Raw genomic sequence first — 20114 nt, forward strand, 5'->3', positions numbered from 1 at the left:
CGATTCGTCGCGCCAAATCAGTCCGGACATCGTTCCGGAGGCGCGCGGCGACAAGAAACAACCGCCTGTGAGGTTTGGGGGGACTGCGCAATCGATCCGCTGGGTGCATCACCGGACGGGCGGCAAATGAAGCTCAACCAACCCGCCCGGGCCCGAGAACACCGCGCCCTCTCGGGTCACTTCGGTCAGCGTGAATCCCGCGATCACCTCTCCAACGGTCACCGCTCGCCCGTTGATCACGGCGTTCGCACTCCGGCCCGTCGAAGCGATTGCGCTCAGGTGATGAGTCGAAGCAAACTGCTGCCTCGAGTCCTCTACGGGCGTTGCAGCCGGCAGCTCGGCGATCTCGACCGGCACGGTTCGCTGGAGGGTGACTTCGAGCAAGTCGACAGTTCTCGGAACGCTGCCCAATTGCTTCAGGCGGGTCGCGAGCGTCGGAACCTGAGCCGCCGGTTTCGCCGTCCGCGCGGTCAGGGGAACAATTTCGGCCTCGGCAGCGTGCGCCGAACTCGCTCCGGTCACGCCGAAGAATCCACGGTCGACCGCCAGGACAGCCCCGGCAACCAACACCACCGCCGCGTAGACCTTGCGCTCACGTGACATCGCCATGCATGAACACTGCAAAACGCGGGTGCGGGATGCCACTCTGTCGCTATTTCTTTGGGGCCGCCTGTGCCGTTGGCGCGGACGGTGCGGCGTACCACACCAGATCGAAGCTGAACGACGCCGAATCGGAGCGGCTTGAATTGTCCCGAGCGATCTGAAATCCTGCGACTGCTATGTCCGGAAACTCGGAGCGAAGATCAGAAATCCAATCGCGACTTGAGAGAAACGCCCCGCGCCCCTCGATTCGTATCGGAACAAGAGTCGCTTTCGCGGCCCGTTGCGGCGCATCGGGCGCGACGCGATCGAGCGCCAGTTTGCGATTGAATGCGGATTCGGTCAGCCGCGAAATCCTGGAGTTGAGGCGCGCGACCGGCTCCACATCCACCCGGGTTTCCTTGAGATCGTTCTCCAGGCGAACAAGGTTGAGCTCGAGATCGGAGCGCTGCTCACGAAGGTCCCGCACTTCCATTCTTCCGGCTTCGAGACGCTCCTCAAGGGCCCGATGCGCGACTCTGGCGGTGAATACCGGAAGAATCGCGCCGACCGAAACGATCGCGGTCAAAAGAAGCATCACCGCGACGCCCGCGAGGTCCACGCTGACGTTGAGACGGATTTGATCCAACCGTTTTCTCATTTCGACCCCCCTGCGGGTTCGTCGATCTGAGCCTCGATCTCGAAGCCGACAAGACCCTCCGGTTCCGCGGCGTTCTTTCGGGCATCCTCGAGCGCGACGCGATCAAAGAGGTGCGCGCCTTCCAGCCGGAGCGCGAAATGCGCGATGGCCTGATGATCCTTGGCGAAACCCGAGAGTCGAACCCATACGCCCTTCACGCTCTTCGCACCGCCCGGCTTGGCTTCGGCTGTTCGAGGGCCGAGCGCAACGCGATCAACTTCGATGTCGGCGCTCTTGAGCGAAGCGATCAGGCTCAGGAGCACGCTCCAATCAGGATGATCCGCGATGGAACGTGCCGTCGACAGCGACGCCTGAACACGAACCGCCTTTTCCTTGAGCCCGGCAATCCCCGAGTTGATCCCGGCGACTTCGGCGTCGATCGCGGCGACGCGTCTCTCGAGCCCGAAACGTCCTCCCGCGACATACTGGCGCGAACCGAGCCAAAGAACCGCGAGCACGACCGCGTACACGGCGATCACAATCGACCATCGCGCCGTGCGATCCTGTCGCGAGAGATGCCGCCTGTGCGATGCCGGTAGCAGGTTCGCCGAGATCATGCCTCACCTCCGTTCGGGATGAGACACAAGCCCGCGGTCGCGACCAACGCTCGACGAGTGGCGGGGTCGATCCGCTCGACGCCGTCCACATTCAATTCCGTCAGCGAGCACACCCGCGATTCCATGGAGAGTCGCGCCGCGAGGTCCTTGGTAAGATCGCTTGCCTCGTCACCATCGCAGAGAAGCAGCAGGCCCGAGACCCGGCGGCCTGCGTAACGGCGGGAGAGGTAGGAGACCGCGGTCAACGTCTCGGCCGCAATCACATCGCAGTAATGCCGGAATTGCTCCTGAATCTCGCGCGTCGCGTCGGGATCGGTCAGGAGTTCTCGCTCACCCCGCAGCGCATCCCTGATCGCGATCGAGGCAAGATCGGTGTCGACACCGATCGTTCCGGCGATCACGCGGTGCAGCGTTTCGAGGTCGGCGTTTTCCATGACGCGTTCCAGCACCACCACGCCGGAACAAGCGGCGTAGAGACGGGAATGCGTCCAACCGAGCGAAAGGATGATCTCGAGCGACTCCGCAGAGCCGCCGTCGCGACAACAAGCCCGGACCAGCGCTGTGCAGCGCGGTTCGATTGCCCGGATCGTCAAGTCTCTTGTCTCGAACGCATCGATAATCGGCTGCGACGTGGTGTGCGGGCACGCGACGACCATGCTCGCGACGGCGCCGGCCTGCCGCGAGTTCGTCGGCAATTCCCAAAGTGCAAGCTCGAGTTCTTGCGGGGAGTGCTTGAACATCCGCCCGATTTCCACGCCCGCGATCGAATGGACCGGCGCGCCCGATTTCATCGGCGGCAATTCGAGAACTGCGGAGAGCGTGTCCTCATCGGGCAGGCAAAACGCGACGTCCCGTCCGACGAAACCGCGTCGGTCGAATGTGGCCGCGATTCTTTCGATTTCCTGCGCCAGTTCGGACTTGCTGTCCAGTCGCGGAAAAACCGCCCAGGAATGCAGCCGAACGGCCGACCCGGTTTGCGCAAACTGCACCATGCGGATGAGCCTGCCGCCGATCTCGATCCCGACTGGCGTGTAGCGGGTCCGTCTCATTGCGCGGGACCTCCGCCCGCGTTCGCGGCAAGGTCGAACATCGGAAGGAACATGCTGATTGCAACGCCCCCGACGAGCAGCCCCATGATGGTGAGAACGATGGGCTCGATCAGGGCCGACAGGATCTTGAGGAACTGCTCGTTGTCCTCATCGAGGAAGTCGGCAACCTGCAGGAGCACGGGGCCGACCTGGCCGGATCGTTCGCCGCTCGCAATGGCCTCCTTCACGGAAGGGCTGACGAGCGAGGCATCGCCGATCGAATCCGCGAGCGGTTCGCCCTTCTCGACCGAGGCCTCGCAGCGGACCAGAAGATCGATGTACGCGGCGCTCGTGAGCGATTCGCGCGTCAGGCGGAGCGCTTCGAGCAGATTGACGCGGCTTTCGAGAAGAGTTCCAAGGAGGCGCAAGAGCCGCGCCTGGGCGAAGCTGCGTCGGACCGGGCCAAAGCGGGGCAGCCTCAAGAGCGCCGCGTCCATCATCGCCCAGCCCGCGTCCGATTTCAGCCACAACACGATCATCGCGACGAACGCCGCAAAGCCCGGCGCCAGGACATACCAGTACCCGCGCAGAATCTCCGAGAGTTCGATGAGAAGCTGGGTCGACGGCGGGAGCGGAGTCTGCAGCGAATCAAACATCTCCGAAAACTGAGGCAGCACGGAGACGAGAAGCACGATGATGACACCAAAGGAAACAGTGATCAGAATCCCGGGGTAGGTCAGCGCGCCGACGATGGATCGCCGGACATTCATCTGCTGGCGCGCGAGTGCAGCGAGTGACTTCAGCATCTGATCGAGCAAGCCAGCCGATTCTCCGGCGGCGACCATGCTGCGGCAGATCGGATCGAATGCACGCGGGTGCGCCGCGAGCGCAGATGAAAACGTCTCGCCCCGTTCCACCCGTTCGCGCAGATCGCACACCACATTTCGAAGCCCGTCTTCCGTCGCCTGCTTCTCGAGGGCGTCGAGAGCCTGAACGAGAGGCGTCTTGGTTGATACCAGAATCGAGAGCTGCCGAAAGAACTGGCTGAGGTCTCGCAGCGTGACCTTGCCTCCCGTGCCGGCTTTTTTGCGGCCGATCGTGGCGGACGCTCCGCGCGCGGACCCGGGATTGACCTGGGCGCCGAAGATCCCGCGTCGGCGCAGCATCTCGACAGCCTCCGCCGCGGCACCAGCGTCGATCGCGCCGCTGACGGCGTTTCCCGCTCCGTCATAGCCCGTGTAATTGAAGCTCATGCGGCAGCCCTCGGCGTCGCGGGTTTCGAGTGCGTTACCTCAGCGCTCGAGGGTTGTTCGTCGATGTGCGTCACGCGCAGGATTTCTTCGAGGTTGGTCTTCCCTTCTTTGGCAAGGAGGACACCTTCCTCCCGGAGGCTGAGAACTTTTTCGCTGCGCAGTTGCTCGCGCAGTTCGTGGGTCGGCGCGCCCCCGTAGATAAGGCGCTTGAGCCCCGGCGACACTTCCATCACTTCATAAATTCCGAGGCGGCCTTTGTAGCCGGTGTCGTGGCATTGCGGACACCCCTCGCCCTTGCGGAAAGGACGACCGACCTGGTCGCTCAAGCCCGCGTCGGCGAGCACGTGCTCCGCCGGGTAGTACTTCGTCGAGCACTGGTCGCAGATTGTGCGGGCCAGCCGCTGTGCGACCACGCCGTTCAGCGCGCTCGAGATGAGGTAGTTCTCGATCGACATGTCCGTGAGTCGAGCGACAGTACCCGGCGCGTCGTTGGTGTGCAGCGTTGCGAGCACGAGGTGACCGGTGAGCGCGGCTTGCACGGCGACTCGCGCCGTTTCCTGGTCACGGATTTCGCCGACCATGATCACATCCGGATCCTGACGCAAAATGCTGCGCAGCGCCCGCGCGAACGTAAAGCCGATCGACTCCTGCACCTGGATTTGATTGATCAGATCCAGCTGATACTCCACTGGGTCTTCAACTGTCACGATGTTCACATCGGGGCTGCGGAGCAGATCGAGCGCGGAATACAGCGTGGTGGTCTTGCCGCTCCCCGTGGGGCCGGTCACTAGAACCAGACCGTGAGGGCGCTCGAGAACGCGGGTGAATGACTCGAGAGTCTGAGCGCGGAAACCCAGGTCGGCCAGGCGTACCCGGAGGTTGGACTTGTCGAGAATTCGGACGACGATCTTTTCACCGAGCAGCGTCGGCATCGAGGACACGCGAAGATCGATTTCGCGCCCTTCGGCCACGATCCGGACGCGACCCTCCTGCGGGAGCCGCTTCTCGGCGATGTCCATCTTCCCGATGACTTTGACGCGCGAGACGATCGACGCGTGCATGCCCGCGGGCGGCTTCATCAGATCGCGCAGCACGCCGTCAACTCGGTAACGGATGCGTGTTCCTTTTTTGTCGGGCTCGATGTGGATGTCGCTCGCCTTGTCGCGCACGGCGGACAGAAGCGCGACATTCACAAGGTTGATGATCGGGCTGCCCGCGACGAGCTTGTCGAGATCTGTCGCGGGTCCCTCGTCGACAGACTCGCGCTCGACCACCTCGAGATTCGATTCCGAAAGCGAAGTGAGAAAGGCATCAACATTGACATCGCCGTGCGCGTATTTCTTCACGAACTCAAGAATGTTCGCTTCGGCCGCGAGCACGGGACGGATGCGACAGCCCGTCAACGTCCGCAGACGATCGATCGTCGGAAGGGACTGCGGCTCGGCCATCGCAACCGTCAGTGAATCGCGCACCTTGAACAGCGGGATCGCCTTGAGCCGCTCGGCTTCCTCGGCGCCGAGCAGCTTGAATACCTGCGGATCGATCAAACCGTGCCGCAACTGGCAATACCGAACGCCCAGAGATTTCGCGAGCGTCTGCACAAGCACCGTTCCGGTGATCACCCCCTGCTCGACAAGCAGTTCGCCCAGCATGCGATTGGTGCGCGATTGTTCCGCGAGCGCGCGGCTCAACTGCTGCTCAGTGATGAGCCCATCCTTGAGCAATTGATCGCCGATGCGGAGCTTGGCTGCCTCGGAACTCACAGGAAACTCCTGACCGCGCTGTTGACGTCCTCGAATTGCTCGACGGACGCCGCGAGATCGGTCAACTCAAGAATCTCGCGAACAGTTTCACAGACGCCGCACAACTTCAGAAACTGACCGCTGTCCCCCAGCGTTTCGCTGAGCGCGAGAAGAGTCTCAAGTCCCTGGCTGTCGAGATAGGGTGTTGCCGACAGGTCGACGACGCACCTCCCCATCGTCGAAGCGATCACGCCCGATGCCACACGTTGAAACTCCGTCGCGTCCGCCTGGCAGAGCGGACCCTGGGGAGCGATCGTCTTCACCGCGCCGTGTTGTTGCTCACGTATCTCCATGGCTTCTCCGGTCAGGCCGCCAGCGACAACGGCGCCTTGAGCGGCATCCGAATGGTGAAAGTTGACCCGCGATCGGGCACGCTCTGGACTGTGACATCGCCGCCGTGCAGCCGCATGACTTCGCGCGCGAGCGCCAACCCCAGACCGGTGCCGACGATTTTCTCGACTCTCGGGTCCTTGGCGCGATAGAAGCGATCGAAAATGCGATCGACATCGTCCGCCGCGATTCCGATTCCCGAATCCGCGACCTCGATCACGAGCGAATCCTCCGCCCGCACCCCCACTTTTACACTTCCCCCTTCGGGCGTGTACTTGATCGCGTTGCCGATGATGTTGGTCAGGGCGAGCACCAGCTTGTCCCGATCGCCGACAATCGTGGGAAGCTTCGGCGGCAGATCGAAGCGCAAGGCGATGTTCTTCGCTCGCGCCGGCGCCGCGAATTCCGCCTCGATATCGCCGAACAGCGCCGGCAGGCGGACATCATGGATCGCGAGCTTGAGCGACCCGGCTTCGATCTCGGAGACCGAGAGCATGTCTCCCACAATACGCTCGAGTCGGCGAACTTCCTGATTGATGATGTTCAGGTGTTGCGACCGAGTCGCGACGTCCGCGTCGGGCTTTTCCACGAGAGCTTCGACATACAGCCTGACATTCGTCAGCGGAGTGCGCAGCTCGTGCGTCGCCTGTTCAACAAACGCGTTCCGAGAGCGGTCCGCCACGCGCTGCTGCGTGACATCTTCGATGAGCAACATCGCGCCGCCGCCGCCCGCGAGGGGCCGGCCGCTGATCCGGAGGATCGCCCCTTGGTCGCCCTCTCCCGTGCGGGTCTCTACGACAATCTTCGCGCGACCTTTCGCCGACGCCAATTTCGAGAGCTTCTCCGATACGGGAGCTTCCTGAATGCGCTCGAGCATGGGCGTTCCCAACAGCCCGTCGCGCGTACCGGACAGGAACACCGCTGCGGCTCCGTTGCAGTAGCGGATCCGCATCTCCTCATCCACCACAACGACGCCGTGCCAGAGGGAATCGATGATCTTCCCGACGGCTTCGTCACGCTCTCCCGGCTGCTCCCGCCGCGTGAGCACGGACTCGATGCGCGCCCGGGCGCGATGCGTGGCCAATTCCCTGAGCAACTCGTTCCAGCTCGTGGCAACTCCGCCAAACGACTCGCCCAGCTCGAGCGCAGCAAGTTCCTTCTCTCCCGCTTGCAACGAACGAAGCGCCGACTGGACCAGGGTCATGGGCATCGCGCGCTTCTGCGCACGGACCGACACAATTCCGAGCAGCACAATCGCACCGAGACACACTCCCCCAAACCCGTATTCCAACCACTCGGAGCGCGATGCGACCGAAGGTGGGGCCTCGATCGTCAGCAACACCTTTCCTTTTTCCGGAACAGAGACCGCAAAGGTACGGTGCGAATCGGGTTCAACAGTCAGCGGGGGCAGTTCCGCCGGAATCTCTTTGGACGTGACGGTTGATGCATCAAGATCCGCCAGCACGGTTCCGTCGCCCAGGGTGACTCGACAGCCCGAGAGCGCTCCGGCATGCGCCGCCTTCGCAATCGCCAGACGCGCCGCTGCAATATCCCGCTCGGCAATCGCCTTTTCGAGATCCGGCCGAACCATCTCCGCCACGGCGGATGATGCTCGTTCGTTCGCACGCTGCGATTCTTCGTAGCGCACGCCCCCGACAACAACCCAGAGCGCCGCCATGGCGAGCGCGACGATGGCCGTGTTCAAAACGAGAACGCCGCTCACCATCGAGCTGTGTCGCGGAAGAAACTGGAGCATCAATCGGCGCACGCGGCAACTCTCCCGCAATTCGGTGGGAAAACCAGCCCCCAACCCCTTGTGGATATCGGCCGAGCGGGTTCACCGCTGAACCAGAGTCTTTCAGGCGGCGGCACGAACCTGAGATGCTTCCGCCGAAGCCGCCTGACGCGCCATCAGCCGGTCGTACTCGCCCAGGTCGATCCGCTTAAAGGCTTCGACCACCGCCGGATCAAACTGGCTGCCCGCGCACCGCGCAATTTCGGCGAGCACCTTTTCGCGCGGCATCGCCGGCCTGTACGAGCGGCTTGAACTCATCGCGTCGAACGTATCCGCGATTCCGATAATCCGCGCCTGGAGCGGGATGTCCGCGCCCGTCAATCGATGCGGGTAGCCGCGTCCGTCGAAGCGCTCGTGGTGATGAAGCACCCCCGGCAGCGTGTGTTCCAAGAGCGTCACGCCCTTGAGAATCCGGTGGCCGATCTCCGGGTGCAACTTGATGAGCGCGAATTCCTCGTCATCGAGCTTGCCCGGCTTGCAGAGAACGCGCTCCGGCACGCCGATCTTGCCGACGTCGTGCACGATTCCCGCCGTCCTGATGCGCTCAGACTCGCCCTCGTCGAGACCATACGCCAGCGCAATCTGCTTCGCGAGCGCCGCGACGCGCTCCGAATGTCCGCGTGTATACGGATCCTTTGCATCGATCGCGGCGGTCAGTGCCTCGATCGTCCCGATGCTCATCGCCCGCTGCTCAAAGAAACGCGCGGCGTTCTCGTGAAATGTCCCGACAAACTCGGCGACCGCATCGAGAAACTGCATCTCCGGGCTTGCGATTTCGCCGTTTTCTGTCTCTTTCCCGCCCGCGACCAGCAGCCCGACGACGCTGTCGTCGAACGTGATCGGATCACACACGACCTCCGACCCCGAAAGTGTCGCCAGTTCGTGCTGCCCCACGACAAGAACCTTGGTCCACTCGTTTCCTCGAAGCGAATCGCACGCGCGCCGCAGCGCCGCCTCAAATTCCAGGGGATTTCCCGTCTCTCCGGTCACGATCGTCCGGCCGCGCAATGCCGGAACGACGTTGGCATCCGTGCGAAAGACCGCGGCAACCCAGCGGAACGGCAGTACCTGTTGAACATTGCTGCACACCAGCCTGATCTGCTGCACCGGTTCCGGCGCGCAAGCCAGAAGCCGCAGAATGCGAAAGAGCGAATACGTCTCCTCGTACGACTGCATCAACCGCTGGCTGAAGTGGTGCAGCAGCTGCTCTGCGCCCTCGATCTTCGCCTCTTTCGGGGGCCTCATGCCGCCTCCCTTGCTTCGCCGCACACCTCGACGATCATCGCCTGCAGTTCCCTCGCGCTGAACGGCTTGGGCATGACGTGCTGGATCCCCGTTTCCTGCAGTTCCCTCGGCGAAAGCCTGTGCCCACGCGCCGTCAGCATGATGACCGGGACGGATGCCGTTCGCGGCTCGCTCCGAAGCTCTCGCGCAAGCTGAAGCCCGTCTCTTTGGGGCATTTGAAAATCGCTGATGACCGCGGTCGGCGGCACGGGCATCGACCGCACAATGTTCATCGCTTCGTCGCCATTTCCCGCGGTCACCACTTCATACCCGAGCTCGCGAAAACGGCTGGCGAGCATGAAGGTGATGCAGGCTTCGTCGTCGACGATGAGTAGGGTCTTGGTGCTCATAATCCGCGGCAGACCGCCACGGCACATCGGCACCTTTGCCTATCGCCTTCATGATCTTCGCGCCGAATCGGACCAAACACGCCCCGCCGCGCCATTCCGACCCCCAATCCCGCTCGGCGCGCTCAACCCGGCCTCCTCCAAGACCGAAAACAGAAGGAGCCATGGCCGCGTCTCCGCCATTCTCTTCGGCGCGGATGCCAATCCGCGTTCACCGTGCTTTCTCGCTCTTCGAGCTGGTCGTCGTACTTTCGATCCTCACGATCTTCGCCTCGATCGCCGCGCCCAAGTACGCCGGCGCCGTCTCTCGCTACAAGCTCGATGCCGCCGCGAGGCGAGTCGCCGCAGACCTCGAACGCTCACGCGCACTCGCCCGCGCAAGCGGCTCCAACTGGACGATCCGCTTCGTGCCCAGCAGCAATTCCTATTCGATCGTCGGTCTTGTTGTCGGCAGCTCCAAAGGCTCAGACTACACCGTCCGCCTGGGCAGCCCTCCCTATTCCATCACCCTCGAGAGCGCCGACTTCGCCGGCTCGAAAGACCTGCAATTCGGCGGATTCGGATGCCCGGCGATCGGCGGCACAATCGTCCTCCGAGGCGGCGTTGACAAGCGATCCATTGTCGTCGATTCGGCCTCGGGGGCGGTGAGCATCCAATGACGGCCGCCGGTCTCCGTCCATCCTCGCGACCCGCATTCTCGCTTCTCGAGCTCGTGCTCGCCTGCGCAATTCTCGCGATCCTGCTCGCCGCCGGACGCGGCGCGATCGGACTCGCGAAGAACGCCGCTCGCAGCCCCGTCGTCGATCGGAGCATTCTGCTCAGCGCCGCACTCGATGATCTCACCAACGACGTTTCCTGTTCGACGCGCATCACCCGCATCACAGCCAACGCAATCGGCGTCGTCGTCCCCGATCGCAACGGCGACGGAGCAGACGAGCTCATCGAGTATTCCTGGTCGGGAACCGCGGGGGCTCCTCTGTTGAGATCTCTCAACGGAGCTGCGCCCGAAACCGTCGTTCCTTCACTTCAATCCCTCTCCATCGTCTCCGATCAGCAGACGATTTCTGTGCCGGGATCTCCCGCGAAGACCGTCGAAGTACAGGTCGGTGGCTTCTACTACAACTCCGGCCTGAAAAACACCTCGATAAAGAACGATACGTGGAGATGCGGATCTTTCGTCCCGGCAAATCTGCCGACGAACGCCACGACGTGGAATCTGACCAGAGCGAGACTGATGCTCCGTACAAAGAACGCGATCGACAGCACCCTCGCGGTGCAAGTCAGAACAACCAACGCGCAGTTTCCCTCCGGCGTTGTGCTTGATCAATGCATCGTGTCCGAATCGGAGTTGTCCTCTTCCTATGCGTGGAAAGATGTCACGTTTACAAAGACAACCGGGCTCAGCGTCATCAACCCGATCGCGATTGTCGTCTCGTACGTTTCGGGTGGGTCCGAAGCCTGCGAACTACTGAGTTCCGGTTCCGGCAGCGCGATGATCGAATCCAACAGCTACTTCAAATCCAACGATCAAGGCGCATCATGGAGCCTGCTCGGCAGCGAAGACATGATCTACGCCGTCTACGGAACGCCGAACGTCCCGACGCCCACAACCACCGCGACCGGGCTCACTTCGATCCGCGTCACCGCAGAGTCGACCTCGGGCGTGCCCATTCAGGTCAATATCCCGATCGTCAATATCCCGCAAATGTGATGCGCACCACGCCGAGACATCGCCTTCCGTTTCGCCCCGCCGTCACGCTCATCGAGTGCGCCGGCGCCGCGGCAATCCTGGGCCTCATGATCACCGCCGGGCTCCGCGCCGCGGCGGGCGCCGGCGCCGCCCAGGCCGTCAGCGCGCGCGCACTCACCGGCTCGCTTCTCGCAGAAGGCCTTTTGAACGAGGCGACTTCACTCGCCTACGCCGAACCCTCCGGAGCATCGACCATCGGAATCGACGCCGGCGAAGTCGCGACCAACAAGGCCACCTTCGACGATGTCGATGACTTCCACAATTGGACCGAGTCTCCCCCGCAGTCTCCGGGCGGTTCACCGATTCCCAATATGACAAAGTGGTCGCGCTCGGTCAAGGTCTATCGCGCGCTTCTCAGTGCGCCCGAGAGCAACAGCGCGTCCGAAACCGGACTCAAGCGAATCGAGGTGAGCGTGACATTCTCGGGAAAACTCGTCTGCAAACTCACCGCGCTGCGCGCAGCGGATCCATAAGCATGCGATCGACCTGTCGCCATGCCCGCGTTCCGATTTCCCGGCGAGGCACCGCCTACGTCGTCGCCGTGGGCATCGGCCTCATGGTCGCCGCGGTATCGCTCGGCGGCATGGCGGTTGCGCGATCTCGCTCCGAGTCGAACAAACTCCGTCGGGACGAAGTTCAGGCTCGAATTGCAGCGAAATCGGCCATCGAACTCGCACGGGCGCTCATCCAGTCGGATTCGTCCTGGCGTACCACCCGAACGAACGGCACCTGGAATTCCGGTCAGTCACTCCAGGATTCCACATTCGACGTCTCCGTTTCGAATCCTTCGGGACCGCTGAACAACTCTGAACTCGACTCTGTCGTCGTACTCGGGGATGCCTCCGTTGGTCGAGCGAGACAGCGGCTCTCCGTCCAACTCGATGCCAAGACCGTCCCGCTCGACTGCCTCGCGGTCCCCCTGACGGTCGGCGGCGCTATCACCGCGACCTCCTCGACGATCAATCCATCCGGCGCGACGATCGCGACCAACGTGAGCATCACTTCCGTTCTCGCGACGATCCGCCCGAACGTCGAGGCGACGGTTTCCATCATCGGCACCGGCTTCTACGGCACGACCAAGTCGGGCGTTGCAGCTCGCACGCTTCCGAAGTCATCGGTCTTCGATTCCTACGTCGCCGCGGGCACGCCGATCCCGATCGGCTCGCTTCCGGTCGTCTCGCTCAAGCCGACTCTTCAGAAAGTTGTTCTCAGCCCCGCATCCAATCCGTACGGCGCGACCAACGCCAACGGCATCTACGTTATCGACTGCCAGGGACAATCGCTCATCATCACCAACTGCCGGATCGCCGGAACGCTCGTTCTGCTGAATCCCGGACTCTCAACGGCTGTGACCGGCGGCGTCCGTTGGGCTCCCGCCGTCTCAAACTACCCTTGCCTGCTGGTCAACGGCAGCATTGCGCTGCAAATGACGAGCGCCAATCTCAGCGAATCCAGTCTCAACGCCAATTTCAATCCACCGGGTACGCCGTACGTCTATCCGACAGGCTCGACCGATACCGACACCAGCGATTCGTATCCCTCCTCGATCACGGGTCTGATATACGCCTCGGGCAATGTCACGACAAGCAACGCACCTACGGTCTCCGTTCTCGTCGTGAAAGGCACGCTCTCGGTCGGCGGCACGCTCACTCTCTCGTACTCAAGTACTCCATACACCTCTCCCCCACCCGGCTTCTACACCGTGTCCATGACGCCCTCGCAAGGCTCGTGGAAGCAGATCGTCGATGACCCGCCGGTCGCAAACCTGATTCAGACAAAGTGAACCGCACCAGAGATGGTCGGGTATGATGGCGATTCCACCCTTCGCCGGAAAAACCGGCCAATCGGTCTACATTCGCCATGCAACGTCTCGAAGGTCTTTCCAAACTCTCCGGTGTAGAGCGCTACCTCGACGACGAACCGCTCGAAGGTCCACTCAAAGGATGCCTCTGGGGCATGACCGTGCGCTCCCCGGCCTCTCGAGGGAAAATCCGATCGGTCTCGTACGACCCGGCATTCGACTGGTCTCAGTTCGTCGTGGTCGAGCCGTGCGACATCCCCGGCCCGAACGAAACCTACCTGATTGAGAACGACCAGCCGGTTCTCGCCCCCGGATATGTGCGCCACATGCACGAGCCCGTCGCTCTGATTGCTCATCCCGATCGTGCTCTGCTCCGGCGTGCCGTCGCTTCTGTCAAAGTCGAGATAGAGCCAGATCCGCCCGTACTCGATTTTCGCGTCGCGCCCCGCCCAGATCAGATCCAGCGCGGCAACGACAACATCATCAAAAAACTTCAGATCAAAAAGGGCGACGTCCACGCCGCCTTCGCCCGCGCGCACAGAATCATCGAAGGCGAATACGAGACCGGGGGACAGGAACACGTCTACATCGAAAACAACGCGATGTCCGCGTGGATCGAAGATGGCCCGAACGGTGACGTCGTTGTCGTCCGGGGCTCGATGCAGTGCCCGTACTACGTCCTCAACGCGCTCAAGCACGCGCTCAAACGCGATGAATCCCGCGTCCGCGTCATCCAGGCCCCGACCGGCGGCGGCTTCGGGGGCAAGGAAGACTACCCCTCCACCATCGCGCTTCACTGTGCTCTACTCGCACTCAAAGCCCGCCGCCCCGTCAAGATCATCTACGACCGTTCCGAAGACATGGCCGCGACTCCCAAGCGCCATCCTTCTCTCGTGCGTCACAAAACCGCCGTCGACAAAAACGGCAAGCTTCTTGCTCAGTACATCGAAGTCATCCTCGATGGCGGCGCATACGTCACGCTTTCTCCCGTCGTGCTCTCCCGCGGCATCATCCACGCCGCGGGACCCTACTCCTGCGACAATGTGCTGATCGAGGGCAAAGCCGTTCTTACCAACAGCGTTCCCTACGGCGCTTTCCGAGGCTTCGGCGCGCCGCAGACGATTTTCGCCTGCGAACGCCACATGGACCGCATCGCGCACGCGCTCGGGCTCGATCCGCTCGAAGTCCGACGCATCAACCTCATCAAAGACGGACAAACAACCTCCACGCAGCAAACAATTTCCGACGGCACCGACCGCCACGCGCTCCTCGATGCAGCGCTGCGCGCGTCCGAATACGATCGCCACAAACGCGAGTCCGCCGCGTTCAACGCTTCGCATCCTTATCTCCGCCGCGGCATCGGCCTCTCAACCGTGCTCCACGGCGCCGGCTTCACCGGAAACGGCGAGGTGTACCTCAACTCCAAGGTCGATGTCGGCGCCACGCCCGACGGCAAGATTGAAGTGCTCGCCGCTAGCACCGAGATGGGGCAGGGAACCAACACCGCGTTCACCAAGATCGCGGCGGACGCCGCGGGTTTCGTCCCGTCCGATGTCGTCATCGGCACGCCCGACACGTTCCGCGTTCCCAATTCCGGCCCCACCGTTGCCTCGCGCACCGTCATGGTCGTCGGAAAACTCATCGAACGGGCGATCGACGATCTTGCCTCACAACTCGGTCAGAACGGTAAACCGCTCCGAGGCCCCGTGCTCAAAGCTGCCATAACTCAGTGGCATGCCGCCAATCCCGGCAAGGAACTCAAGGGCCGCGCTACCTACGCCCCGCCGCCCAACGTGAAGTTCGACGACAAGAACTACGTCGGCGATGCTTACGCCACCTTCGCGTGGGGCGTCTGCATCGCCCATGTCGAGGTCGATCTTCGAACCGCATCGGTCCGCCTCCTCGATTTCACTTCGATGCAGGACATCGGCAAGGTCATCAACCCCGTGCTCGCCAAAGGTCAGGTGCAGGGTGGTGTCGTTCAGGCCATCGGCTGGGCGCTCTCCGAGGACATCAAGTTCAAAGACGGTGGCATGCTCAACAACACGCTCACCAATTACATCATCCCCACCTCGGACGATGTTCCGCCCATCCGCGTCGTCTTTCACGAGACTCCGTATCGCTTCGGTGGCGGCGGCGCCAAAGGCGTCGGCGAACTGCCGATGGATGGCCCCGCGCCCGCGATCCTCAACGCGGTCGCCAACGCCACCTGCGCCCAGGCGATGTCCATTCCTCTCACACCCGAGCGCCTGCTCCCACTCCTGCCCGCCTAGCACGCAATGCAGCATCAAGCCGGCAACATCTCCAAGACCGGTCGTTCCGCGACGATTCCAATCCGTTTCAATCTGAACGGACAGAAAGTCGAGATCGCAGTCGACCCGACCGAGCGCCTTCTCGACACGCTCCGCTACCGCCTCAATCTGCCCGGCACAAAGGAAGGCTGCGGCGAGGGCGAATGCGGAGCCTGCTCAGTCATCATCGACGGCCTGCCCGCCAATTCCTGCCTCGTTCCGACCTTTCAAGTCCGAAATCGAATCGTCCGCACTATCGAGTCGATCCCCGCTTCATCTCTTCAGCCGATGCTCGAAACCGGCGCCACCCAGTGCGGCGCCTGCACCCCCGGTGTCGTCGTCACCGCGAACTGGATCAAAGAGAACTCCGGCGTGCTCGCTTCACACTCGATGCGTGCGCTCATGGCCGGCAATCTCTGCCGCTGCACCGGATACGACGGCATCATCGACGGGCTCGAGAAGTGGCTCGGGCGTGACGGAGGACGCTCATGAACGTCCTCATGCCCACGTCACTCTCCGAAGCCTGCGCGTTCTGTGCCAAGCAGCCGGATCTGATCCCGCTCGCGGGCGCGACCGATTTGCTCGTGCATTGGCCCATCCACCCAGCCGAACACGACAAATCTTATCTCGATCTTTCTCACGTACAGGAACTCCGCACAATCGGTTGGGCATCGGGCACGCTCACGCTCGGCGCGCTCGCGACTTACTGGGATGTCCTGCAAGATGGCAGAGCAAAGTCCGAGTTTCCCTTGCTCCTCGAAGCCGCGCGACAAGTCGGCGCCATCCAGATCCAGTCCCGCGGCACATGGGCGGGCAATATCGCGAACGGGTCCCCCGCCGCCGACGGCGTGCCAGTGCTCATGGCGTACGACGCATCCGTCACGCTCACTTCCGCCGGCGGCTCTCGCTCGGTCCCGCTGCACGAGTACTACACCGGCTACCGAAAGTCCGTGCGACGCCCGGATGAACTGATCTCCGCGATTTCGATGCCCATCCGCAAGTACGATTTTTCCGTCTTCCACAAGGTCGGCGCTCGCCGCGCACAAGCGATTACAAAGATCGGCGTCGCCATCACACGCGAGTCTGAAGCCCCCTCCCTGGGGGAGGGGGTTGGGGGAAGGGAGAATTTCCACCCCTGGCGCGTCGTCGCGAACAGCGTCTCCGCGACCGTGAAGCGCTGCACCGCGGTCGAGCAACTGCTGCAATCGAATTCGCCCGTTCGAAAGCCCGAAGATTTTCTGCCCGCCCTCGCGAGCGACGTCTCCCCGATCGACGACATCCGCTCGACCGCCGACTACCGACGCACAGTGCTCGCCCGGCTTCTCTACCATTCTCTCCGGAACGTCGCACCCGCCGTGACCTGATCGCATGGACGAAGACCGCCTCATTCTCCGCACGGCCGCCGAACTCGCCGAAGCCGGTGAAGAGTTCGTCCTCATCACCGTGACCCGCACGCAGGGAAGCACGCCCCGCGCCGCCGGCACCAAGATGATCTGGAGGCCGCACCCGGCCGACGCGCCCGCGAGAGAGTCCGCCGCGCTTCCCAACAGTTCATTCGGCACCATCGGAGGCGGACAATTCGAGCACCTCGTACTCGAGGCCGCGCGCGAGTGCCTGCGAAAGCGCACCCATCTGACCGAGCGGTTTGTACTCGGCGCCGAGGCCGAGCAGTGCTGCGGCGGCGTCATGGAAGTCTTCCTCGAATACCACGGCAGCCCGGCGCGTGTCGTCATCTTCGGCGCCGGGCATGTCGCGCAATCGCTCTCGCAAATCCTCGCTCCTACTCCGCTCGCCGTTTCGATCGTCGATGATCGCCCCGAATGGAATTCGGCCGAGCGCTACCCCGGCGCGCAGCGAATCACCGACTGGTCGCAAGGAATCGACGCTGCGACAAGTCAGCCGGAGTCCACGCTCGCGCTCGTGATGACCTGCTCGCACGACACCGACTTCAAAATCCTTCGAGGCCTGCTGCGAGAGACGCTCCCGGCTTTCACCGGACTCATCGGCTCAAAGAGCAAGCGCGCCTGCCTCTTCGGCCGGCTCATCGCCGCCGGAATCGATGAATCTCTCGTGCGCCGCGTCCGCTGTCCGATCGGCGTCGGCGATACCGGCAAGGAACCGCACGCCGTCGCCATCTCGGTCGCGGCACAATTGCTCCTCGAAGCGCGCGCCCTAAGCCGCACCGCTCTTCCCGCCGATGCACGCTCCGCGAAAGCATGAACACTCCGGCGCTGATTCTCGCGGCAGGAAAGGGCTCCCGGATGGGAACCCCCAAAGCGCTGATGATGTGTGCCGATCGACCGTGGTGGGAAATCCAGGCGACTCGGCTCCGCGAAGCCGGAATCACAGCGCGCTGGGTCGTTTCACCTGAAGTGCTCGCCCGGCTAGATTCCGGCGTCATCGGACCGGGAGATTTGATCAAGTCCGATTCCTCCCTCCCGATGTTCGCGAGCGTCCGCACCGGCATCGATTCATTCCGGGCGAGCCCGCCCGATGGTGTCTACATCCTCCCGATTGATGTCCCCGCCTCGCGCCAGGGCGCGCTCTGGCGCTCGCTCCGAGGTGCCCCCGCGCCGGTCGCGCCTCTTTTCGAGGGCAAGAAGGGTCATCCGATTTATGTTCCGTGGACGTGGATCACATCGACATTCGATCCCGCCGTTGCCGCCGCAAAGAAGCCGAATCAGTTGCGGCTGGATGAATTGCTCCGTCCCTCTCTGCTCGAAATCTCCGTGAACGATCCCGTGGTTGCGTGTAATCTGAACACGCCGGACGATCTTCGCCGCTTTCTTGAATCGCCGACCTCGGGACTATCCGCGTGAGTTCTGCTTCCACATCTCTCCCCGCCGGGCCGATCACGCCCGAATTGCTCGCGGTCGCGCGGGGCGATGCGCCCACCGATCTGCTGCTCTCAAACGCCAAGGTGATCAATGTCTTCAACCGCTCGATCGAGTCGGCCAGCGTCGCGATCCATCGGGATCGCATCGCCGGAGTCGGGGACTACGCCGCGGGCAAGGAAGTCATCGACCTCAAGGGCGCCTTCGTCGCGCCCGGCTTCATCGATGCCCACATGCACGTCGAATCGACCAGCCTCCCGCCGTCGCAATTCGTAAGGCTCGCTCTCCCGCACGGCACGACCGGCGTCGTCCTCGACCCGCACGAAATCGCCAACGTGCTCGGCATCCCCGGCATCCGCTACATCATGGACGACGCGGCCGATCTGCCCATCAACGCCATGTTCGCGCTCTCGTCGTGCGTTCCTTCTTCCCACCTCGAGACTTCGGGCGCTCGCCTCGAGGCATCCGATCTGGCTCCCCTCTTCGACGATCCGCGTGTCGTCGCGCTCGCCGAGATGATGAACTTCCCCGGCGTCGTTCACGCCGATCCGAATGTGCTCGCAAAGATCAATCTGGGCCTCGATCGCCGCATCGTCGACGGCCATTCTCCCGGATTGAAAGGCAAGCCGCTCCAGGCCTACATCGCCGCGGGCATCTCTTCCGATCACGAGTGCACCACCGCAGCCGAAGCGCTCGAAAAGCTCTCCCGCGGCATGCGCATCTACATCCGGGAAGGAAGCGCCGCGCGAAATCTCGAAGCACTGCTCCCCGCCGTCAAGCCCGAAACCCTCGCTCGCTTCTGCTTCTGTACCGACGATCGCCACCCCGGCGACCTCGCCGACGAAGGTCACATCGATCACATCGTGCGAAAAGCCATCGCGCTCGGGCTCGACCCGATCGCCGCGATCACGATCGCGACGCTCAACCCCGCGATGCACTACCGCCGACGCGATCTCGGCGCGATCGCTCCCGGCTATTTCGCCGATCTCATCGTCTTCGATGATCTTCGCGAGCCGCGACCTCGCCAGACCTATTTCCATGGACGGTTGACCGCAAGAGACGGCGTCTTTGTGGATGCGGCCATGCCCCCGTCGCCGCGCCCCAAACCGCCGGTCTCACCGCTCCGGCTTCCAGCGCTCTCGGAAGATTCGTTCGCGATTCCTGCCAAGTCCGGCACGCAGCAGATCCGCGTCATCGGAATGGACCCGCACCAGCTTCTGACGACGAATCTCATCATGCCGCCGAAAGTCATCGACGGCAAGTATGTCGCCGATGTCTCGCGCGACCTGCTGAAACTCTGCGTCGTCGAGCGCCACCGCGCCAGCGGCAACATCGGCCGCGGATTCATCACCGGCTTCGGCCTCAAGGAAGGCGCGATCGCTTCCACCGTCGGTCACGATTCGCACAACCTCGCCGTGCTCGGCACGAACGACGCCGACATGCTCGCCGCGGCACGCGCGCTCGAAGCCTGCGGCGGAGGCCAGTGCGCCGTGCGAAACGGAAAAGTTCTCGCCCTCTTCCCGCTCCCCATCGCCGGCTTGATGTCCGATCAGCCGGCGACGATTGTGATTCAGCAGCAACGCGCCCTCATGGCCGCGGCACAATCCCTCGGTTGCCCGCACCACGATCCCTTCATGCCCCTCTCGTTCATGCCGCTCCCCGTCATCCCTTCGCTCAAACTCTCCGATCTCGGACTCGTGGATGTCGACCAGTTCAGGGTCGTCCCCCTCGAAGTGCCTCTCTGAAGCCCCCTCCCGGAGGGA

20 protein-coding genes are annotated in these 20114 nt (G+C 63.0%); 10 read left to right on the top strand and 10 right to left on the bottom strand.

Translation table 11 applies throughout. From position 1 onward, the window contains the following. Nucleotides 1–108: 108 nt before the first annotated feature. From KF691_11280 to KF691_11325, 10 genes are all read right to left on the bottom strand, one after another. Complete coding sequence (locus tag KF691_11280) at nt 109–609, bottom strand: hypothetical protein (protein ID MBX3390019.1); 501 nt, start codon at nt 607–609, stop codon at nt 109–111. A 43-nt stretch (nt 610–652) separates the two neighbouring features. Then, nucleotides 653–1228, bottom strand: coding sequence for a hypothetical protein (locus tag KF691_11285; protein ID MBX3390020.1), 576 nt, complete (start codon nt 1226–1228; stop codon nt 653–655). Nucleotides 1229–1236: 8 nt separating this feature from the next. After that, on the bottom strand, nt 1237–1836 hold the full coding sequence (locus KF691_11290; protein MBX3390021.1) for a PilN domain-containing protein: 600 nt from the start codon (nt 1834–1836) through the stop codon (nt 1237–1239). After that, nucleotides 1833–2885 (bottom strand): hypothetical protein, encoded by a 1053-nt coding sequence (locus KF691_11295; GenBank protein MBX3390022.1) that lies wholly within the window; start codon nt 2883–2885, stop codon nt 1833–1835. Before KF691_11295 ends, KF691_11290 begins: the two co-directional genes overlap by 4 nt. After that, nucleotides 2882–4117: a type II secretion system F family protein gene (locus KF691_11300; GenBank protein MBX3390023.1), complete on the bottom strand. Its 1236-nt coding sequence runs from the start codon at nt 4115–4117 to the stop codon at nt 2882–2884. Before KF691_11300 ends, KF691_11295 begins: the two co-directional genes overlap by 4 nt. Beyond that, the gene (gene tadA, locus KF691_11305) at nt 4114–5880 is read right to left on the bottom strand and encodes a Flp pilus assembly complex ATPase component TadA (GenBank protein ID MBX3390024.1); all 1767 of its coding nucleotides are present in this window, start codon (nt 5878–5880) and stop codon (nt 4114–4116) included. Before tadA ends, KF691_11300 begins: the two co-directional genes overlap by 4 nt. Next, nucleotides 5877–6212 (bottom strand): STAS domain-containing protein, encoded by a 336-nt coding sequence (locus KF691_11310; protein ID MBX3390025.1) that lies wholly within the window; start codon nt 6210–6212, stop codon nt 5877–5879. Before KF691_11310 ends, tadA begins: the two co-directional genes overlap by 4 nt. A gap of 11 nt (nt 6213–6223) precedes the next feature. Then, the gene (locus KF691_11315; protein ID MBX3390026.1) at nt 6224–8017 is read right to left on the bottom strand and encodes a PAS domain-containing protein; all 1794 of its coding nucleotides are present in this window, start codon (nt 8015–8017) and stop codon (nt 6224–6226) included. Nucleotides 8018–8107: 90 nt separating this feature from the next. Then, the gene (locus KF691_11320; GenBank protein MBX3390027.1) at nt 8108–9289 is read right to left on the bottom strand and encodes an HD-GYP domain-containing protein; all 1182 of its coding nucleotides are present in this window, start codon (nt 9287–9289) and stop codon (nt 8108–8110) included. Further along, nucleotides 9286–9678: a response regulator gene (locus KF691_11325; GenBank protein ID MBX3390028.1), complete on the bottom strand. Its 393-nt coding sequence runs from the start codon at nt 9676–9678 to the stop codon at nt 9286–9288. The genes KF691_11320 and KF691_11325 overlap by 4 nt, the downstream gene beginning before the upstream one ends. Before the next feature lie 161 nt (nt 9679–9839). Between KF691_11325 and KF691_11330 the strand changes: the two genes are divergently transcribed. From KF691_11330 to ade, 10 genes are all read left to right on the top strand, one after another. After that, a complete protein-coding gene (locus KF691_11330) occupies nt 9840–10334 on the top strand; it encodes a prepilin-type N-terminal cleavage/methylation domain-containing protein (GenBank protein MBX3390029.1) in 495 nt (164 codons plus the stop codon). After that, nucleotides 10331–11386: a hypothetical protein gene (locus KF691_11335; protein ID MBX3390030.1), complete on the top strand. Its 1056-nt coding sequence runs from the start codon at nt 10331–10333 to the stop codon at nt 11384–11386. Before KF691_11330 ends, KF691_11335 begins: the two co-directional genes overlap by 4 nt. Beyond that, a complete protein-coding gene (locus KF691_11340) occupies nt 11386–11898 on the top strand; it encodes a hypothetical protein (GenBank protein ID MBX3390031.1) in 513 nt (170 codons plus the stop codon). The genes KF691_11335 and KF691_11340 overlap by 1 nt, the downstream gene beginning before the upstream one ends. A gap of 2 nt (nt 11899–11900) precedes the next feature. Next, nucleotides 11901–13208, top strand: a complete 1308-nt coding sequence (locus KF691_11345; GenBank protein MBX3390032.1) for a hypothetical protein — start codon at nt 11901–11903, stop codon at nt 13206–13208. Nucleotides 13209–13285: 77 nt separating this feature from the next. Further along, nucleotides 13286–15499, top strand: coding sequence for a xanthine dehydrogenase family protein (locus tag KF691_11350; GenBank protein ID MBX3390033.1), 2214 nt, complete (start codon nt 13286–13288; stop codon nt 15497–15499). 6 nt (nt 15500–15505) lie between these two features. Further along, the gene (locus KF691_11355) at nt 15506–16009 is read left to right on the top strand and encodes a 2Fe-2S iron-sulfur cluster binding domain-containing protein (GenBank protein MBX3390034.1); all 504 of its coding nucleotides are present in this window, start codon (nt 15506–15508) and stop codon (nt 16007–16009) included. Continuing rightward, nucleotides 16006–16881, top strand: coding sequence for an FAD binding domain-containing protein (locus KF691_11360; protein ID MBX3390035.1), 876 nt, complete (start codon nt 16006–16008; stop codon nt 16879–16881). Before KF691_11355 ends, KF691_11360 begins: the two co-directional genes overlap by 4 nt. 4 nt (nt 16882–16885) lie before the next feature. Further along, the gene (xdhC, locus tag KF691_11365) at nt 16886–17737 is read left to right on the top strand and encodes a xanthine dehydrogenase accessory protein XdhC (GenBank protein ID MBX3390036.1); all 852 of its coding nucleotides are present in this window, start codon (nt 16886–16888) and stop codon (nt 17735–17737) included. After that, nucleotides 17734–18336 (top strand): NTP transferase domain-containing protein, encoded by a 603-nt coding sequence (locus KF691_11370; protein MBX3390037.1) that lies wholly within the window; start codon nt 17734–17736, stop codon nt 18334–18336. Before xdhC ends, KF691_11370 begins: the two co-directional genes overlap by 4 nt. Further along, a complete protein-coding gene (gene ade / locus KF691_11375) occupies nt 18333–20096 on the top strand; it encodes an adenine deaminase (GenBank protein ID MBX3390038.1) in 1764 nt (587 codons plus the stop codon). Before KF691_11370 ends, ade begins: the two co-directional genes overlap by 4 nt. The last annotated feature ends 18 nt before the right edge of the window (nt 20097–20114 follow it).

It is taken from the genome of Phycisphaeraceae bacterium, assembly GCA_019636555.1.
Lineage (GTDB): Bacteria > Planctomycetota > Phycisphaerae > Phycisphaerales > UBA1924 > JAFEBO01.

Bases quoted from the DNA above. Each gene is read 5' to 3' on its own strand.
- KF691_11280 (MBX3390019.1), bottom strand. From the start codon at position 609: ATGGCGATGTCACGTGAGCGCAAGGTCTACGCGGCGGTGGTGTTGGTT.
- KF691_11290 (MBX3390021.1), bottom strand. From the start codon at position 1,836: ATGATCTCGGCGAACCTGCTACCGGCATCGCACAGGCGGCATCTCTCG.
- KF691_11295 (MBX3390022.1), bottom strand. From the start codon at position 2,885: ATGAGACGGACCCGCTACACGCCAGTCGGGATCGAGATCGGCGGCAGG.
- KF691_11300 (MBX3390023.1), bottom strand. From the start codon at position 4,117: ATGAGCTTCAATTACACGGGCTATGACGGAGCGGGAAACGCCGTCAGC.
- KF691_11310 (MBX3390025.1), bottom strand. From the start codon at position 6,212: ATGGAGATACGTGAGCAACAACACGGCGCGGTGAAGACGATCGCTCCC.
- KF691_11320 (MBX3390027.1), bottom strand. From the start codon at position 9,289: ATGAGGCCCCCGAAAGAGGCGAAGATCGAGGGCGCAGAGCAGCTGCTG.
- KF691_11325 (MBX3390028.1), bottom strand. From the start codon at position 9,678: ATGAGCACCAAGACCCTACTCATCGTCGACGACGAAGCCTGCATCACC.
- KF691_11330 (MBX3390029.1), top strand. From the start codon at position 9,840: ATGGCCGCGTCTCCGCCATTCTCTTCGGCGCGGATGCCAATCCGCGTT.
- KF691_11335 (MBX3390030.1), top strand. From the start codon at position 10,331: ATGACGGCCGCCGGTCTCCGTCCATCCTCGCGACCCGCATTCTCGCTT.
- KF691_11340 (MBX3390031.1), top strand. From the start codon at position 11,386: ATGCGCACCACGCCGAGACATCGCCTTCCGTTTCGCCCCGCCGTCACG.
- KF691_11345 (MBX3390032.1), top strand. From the start codon at position 11,901: ATGCGATCGACCTGTCGCCATGCCCGCGTTCCGATTTCCCGGCGAGGC.
- KF691_11350 (MBX3390033.1), top strand. From the start codon at position 13,286: ATGCAACGTCTCGAAGGTCTTTCCAAACTCTCCGGTGTAGAGCGCTAC.
- KF691_11355 (MBX3390034.1), top strand. From the start codon at position 15,506: ATGCAGCATCAAGCCGGCAACATCTCCAAGACCGGTCGTTCCGCGACG.
- KF691_11360 (MBX3390035.1), top strand. From the start codon at position 16,006: ATGAACGTCCTCATGCCCACGTCACTCTCCGAAGCCTGCGCGTTCTGT.
- xdhC (MBX3390036.1), top strand. From the start codon at position 16,886: ATGGACGAAGACCGCCTCATTCTCCGCACGGCCGCCGAACTCGCCGAA.
- KF691_11370 (MBX3390037.1), top strand. From the start codon at position 17,734: ATGAACACTCCGGCGCTGATTCTCGCGGCAGGAAAGGGCTCCCGGATG.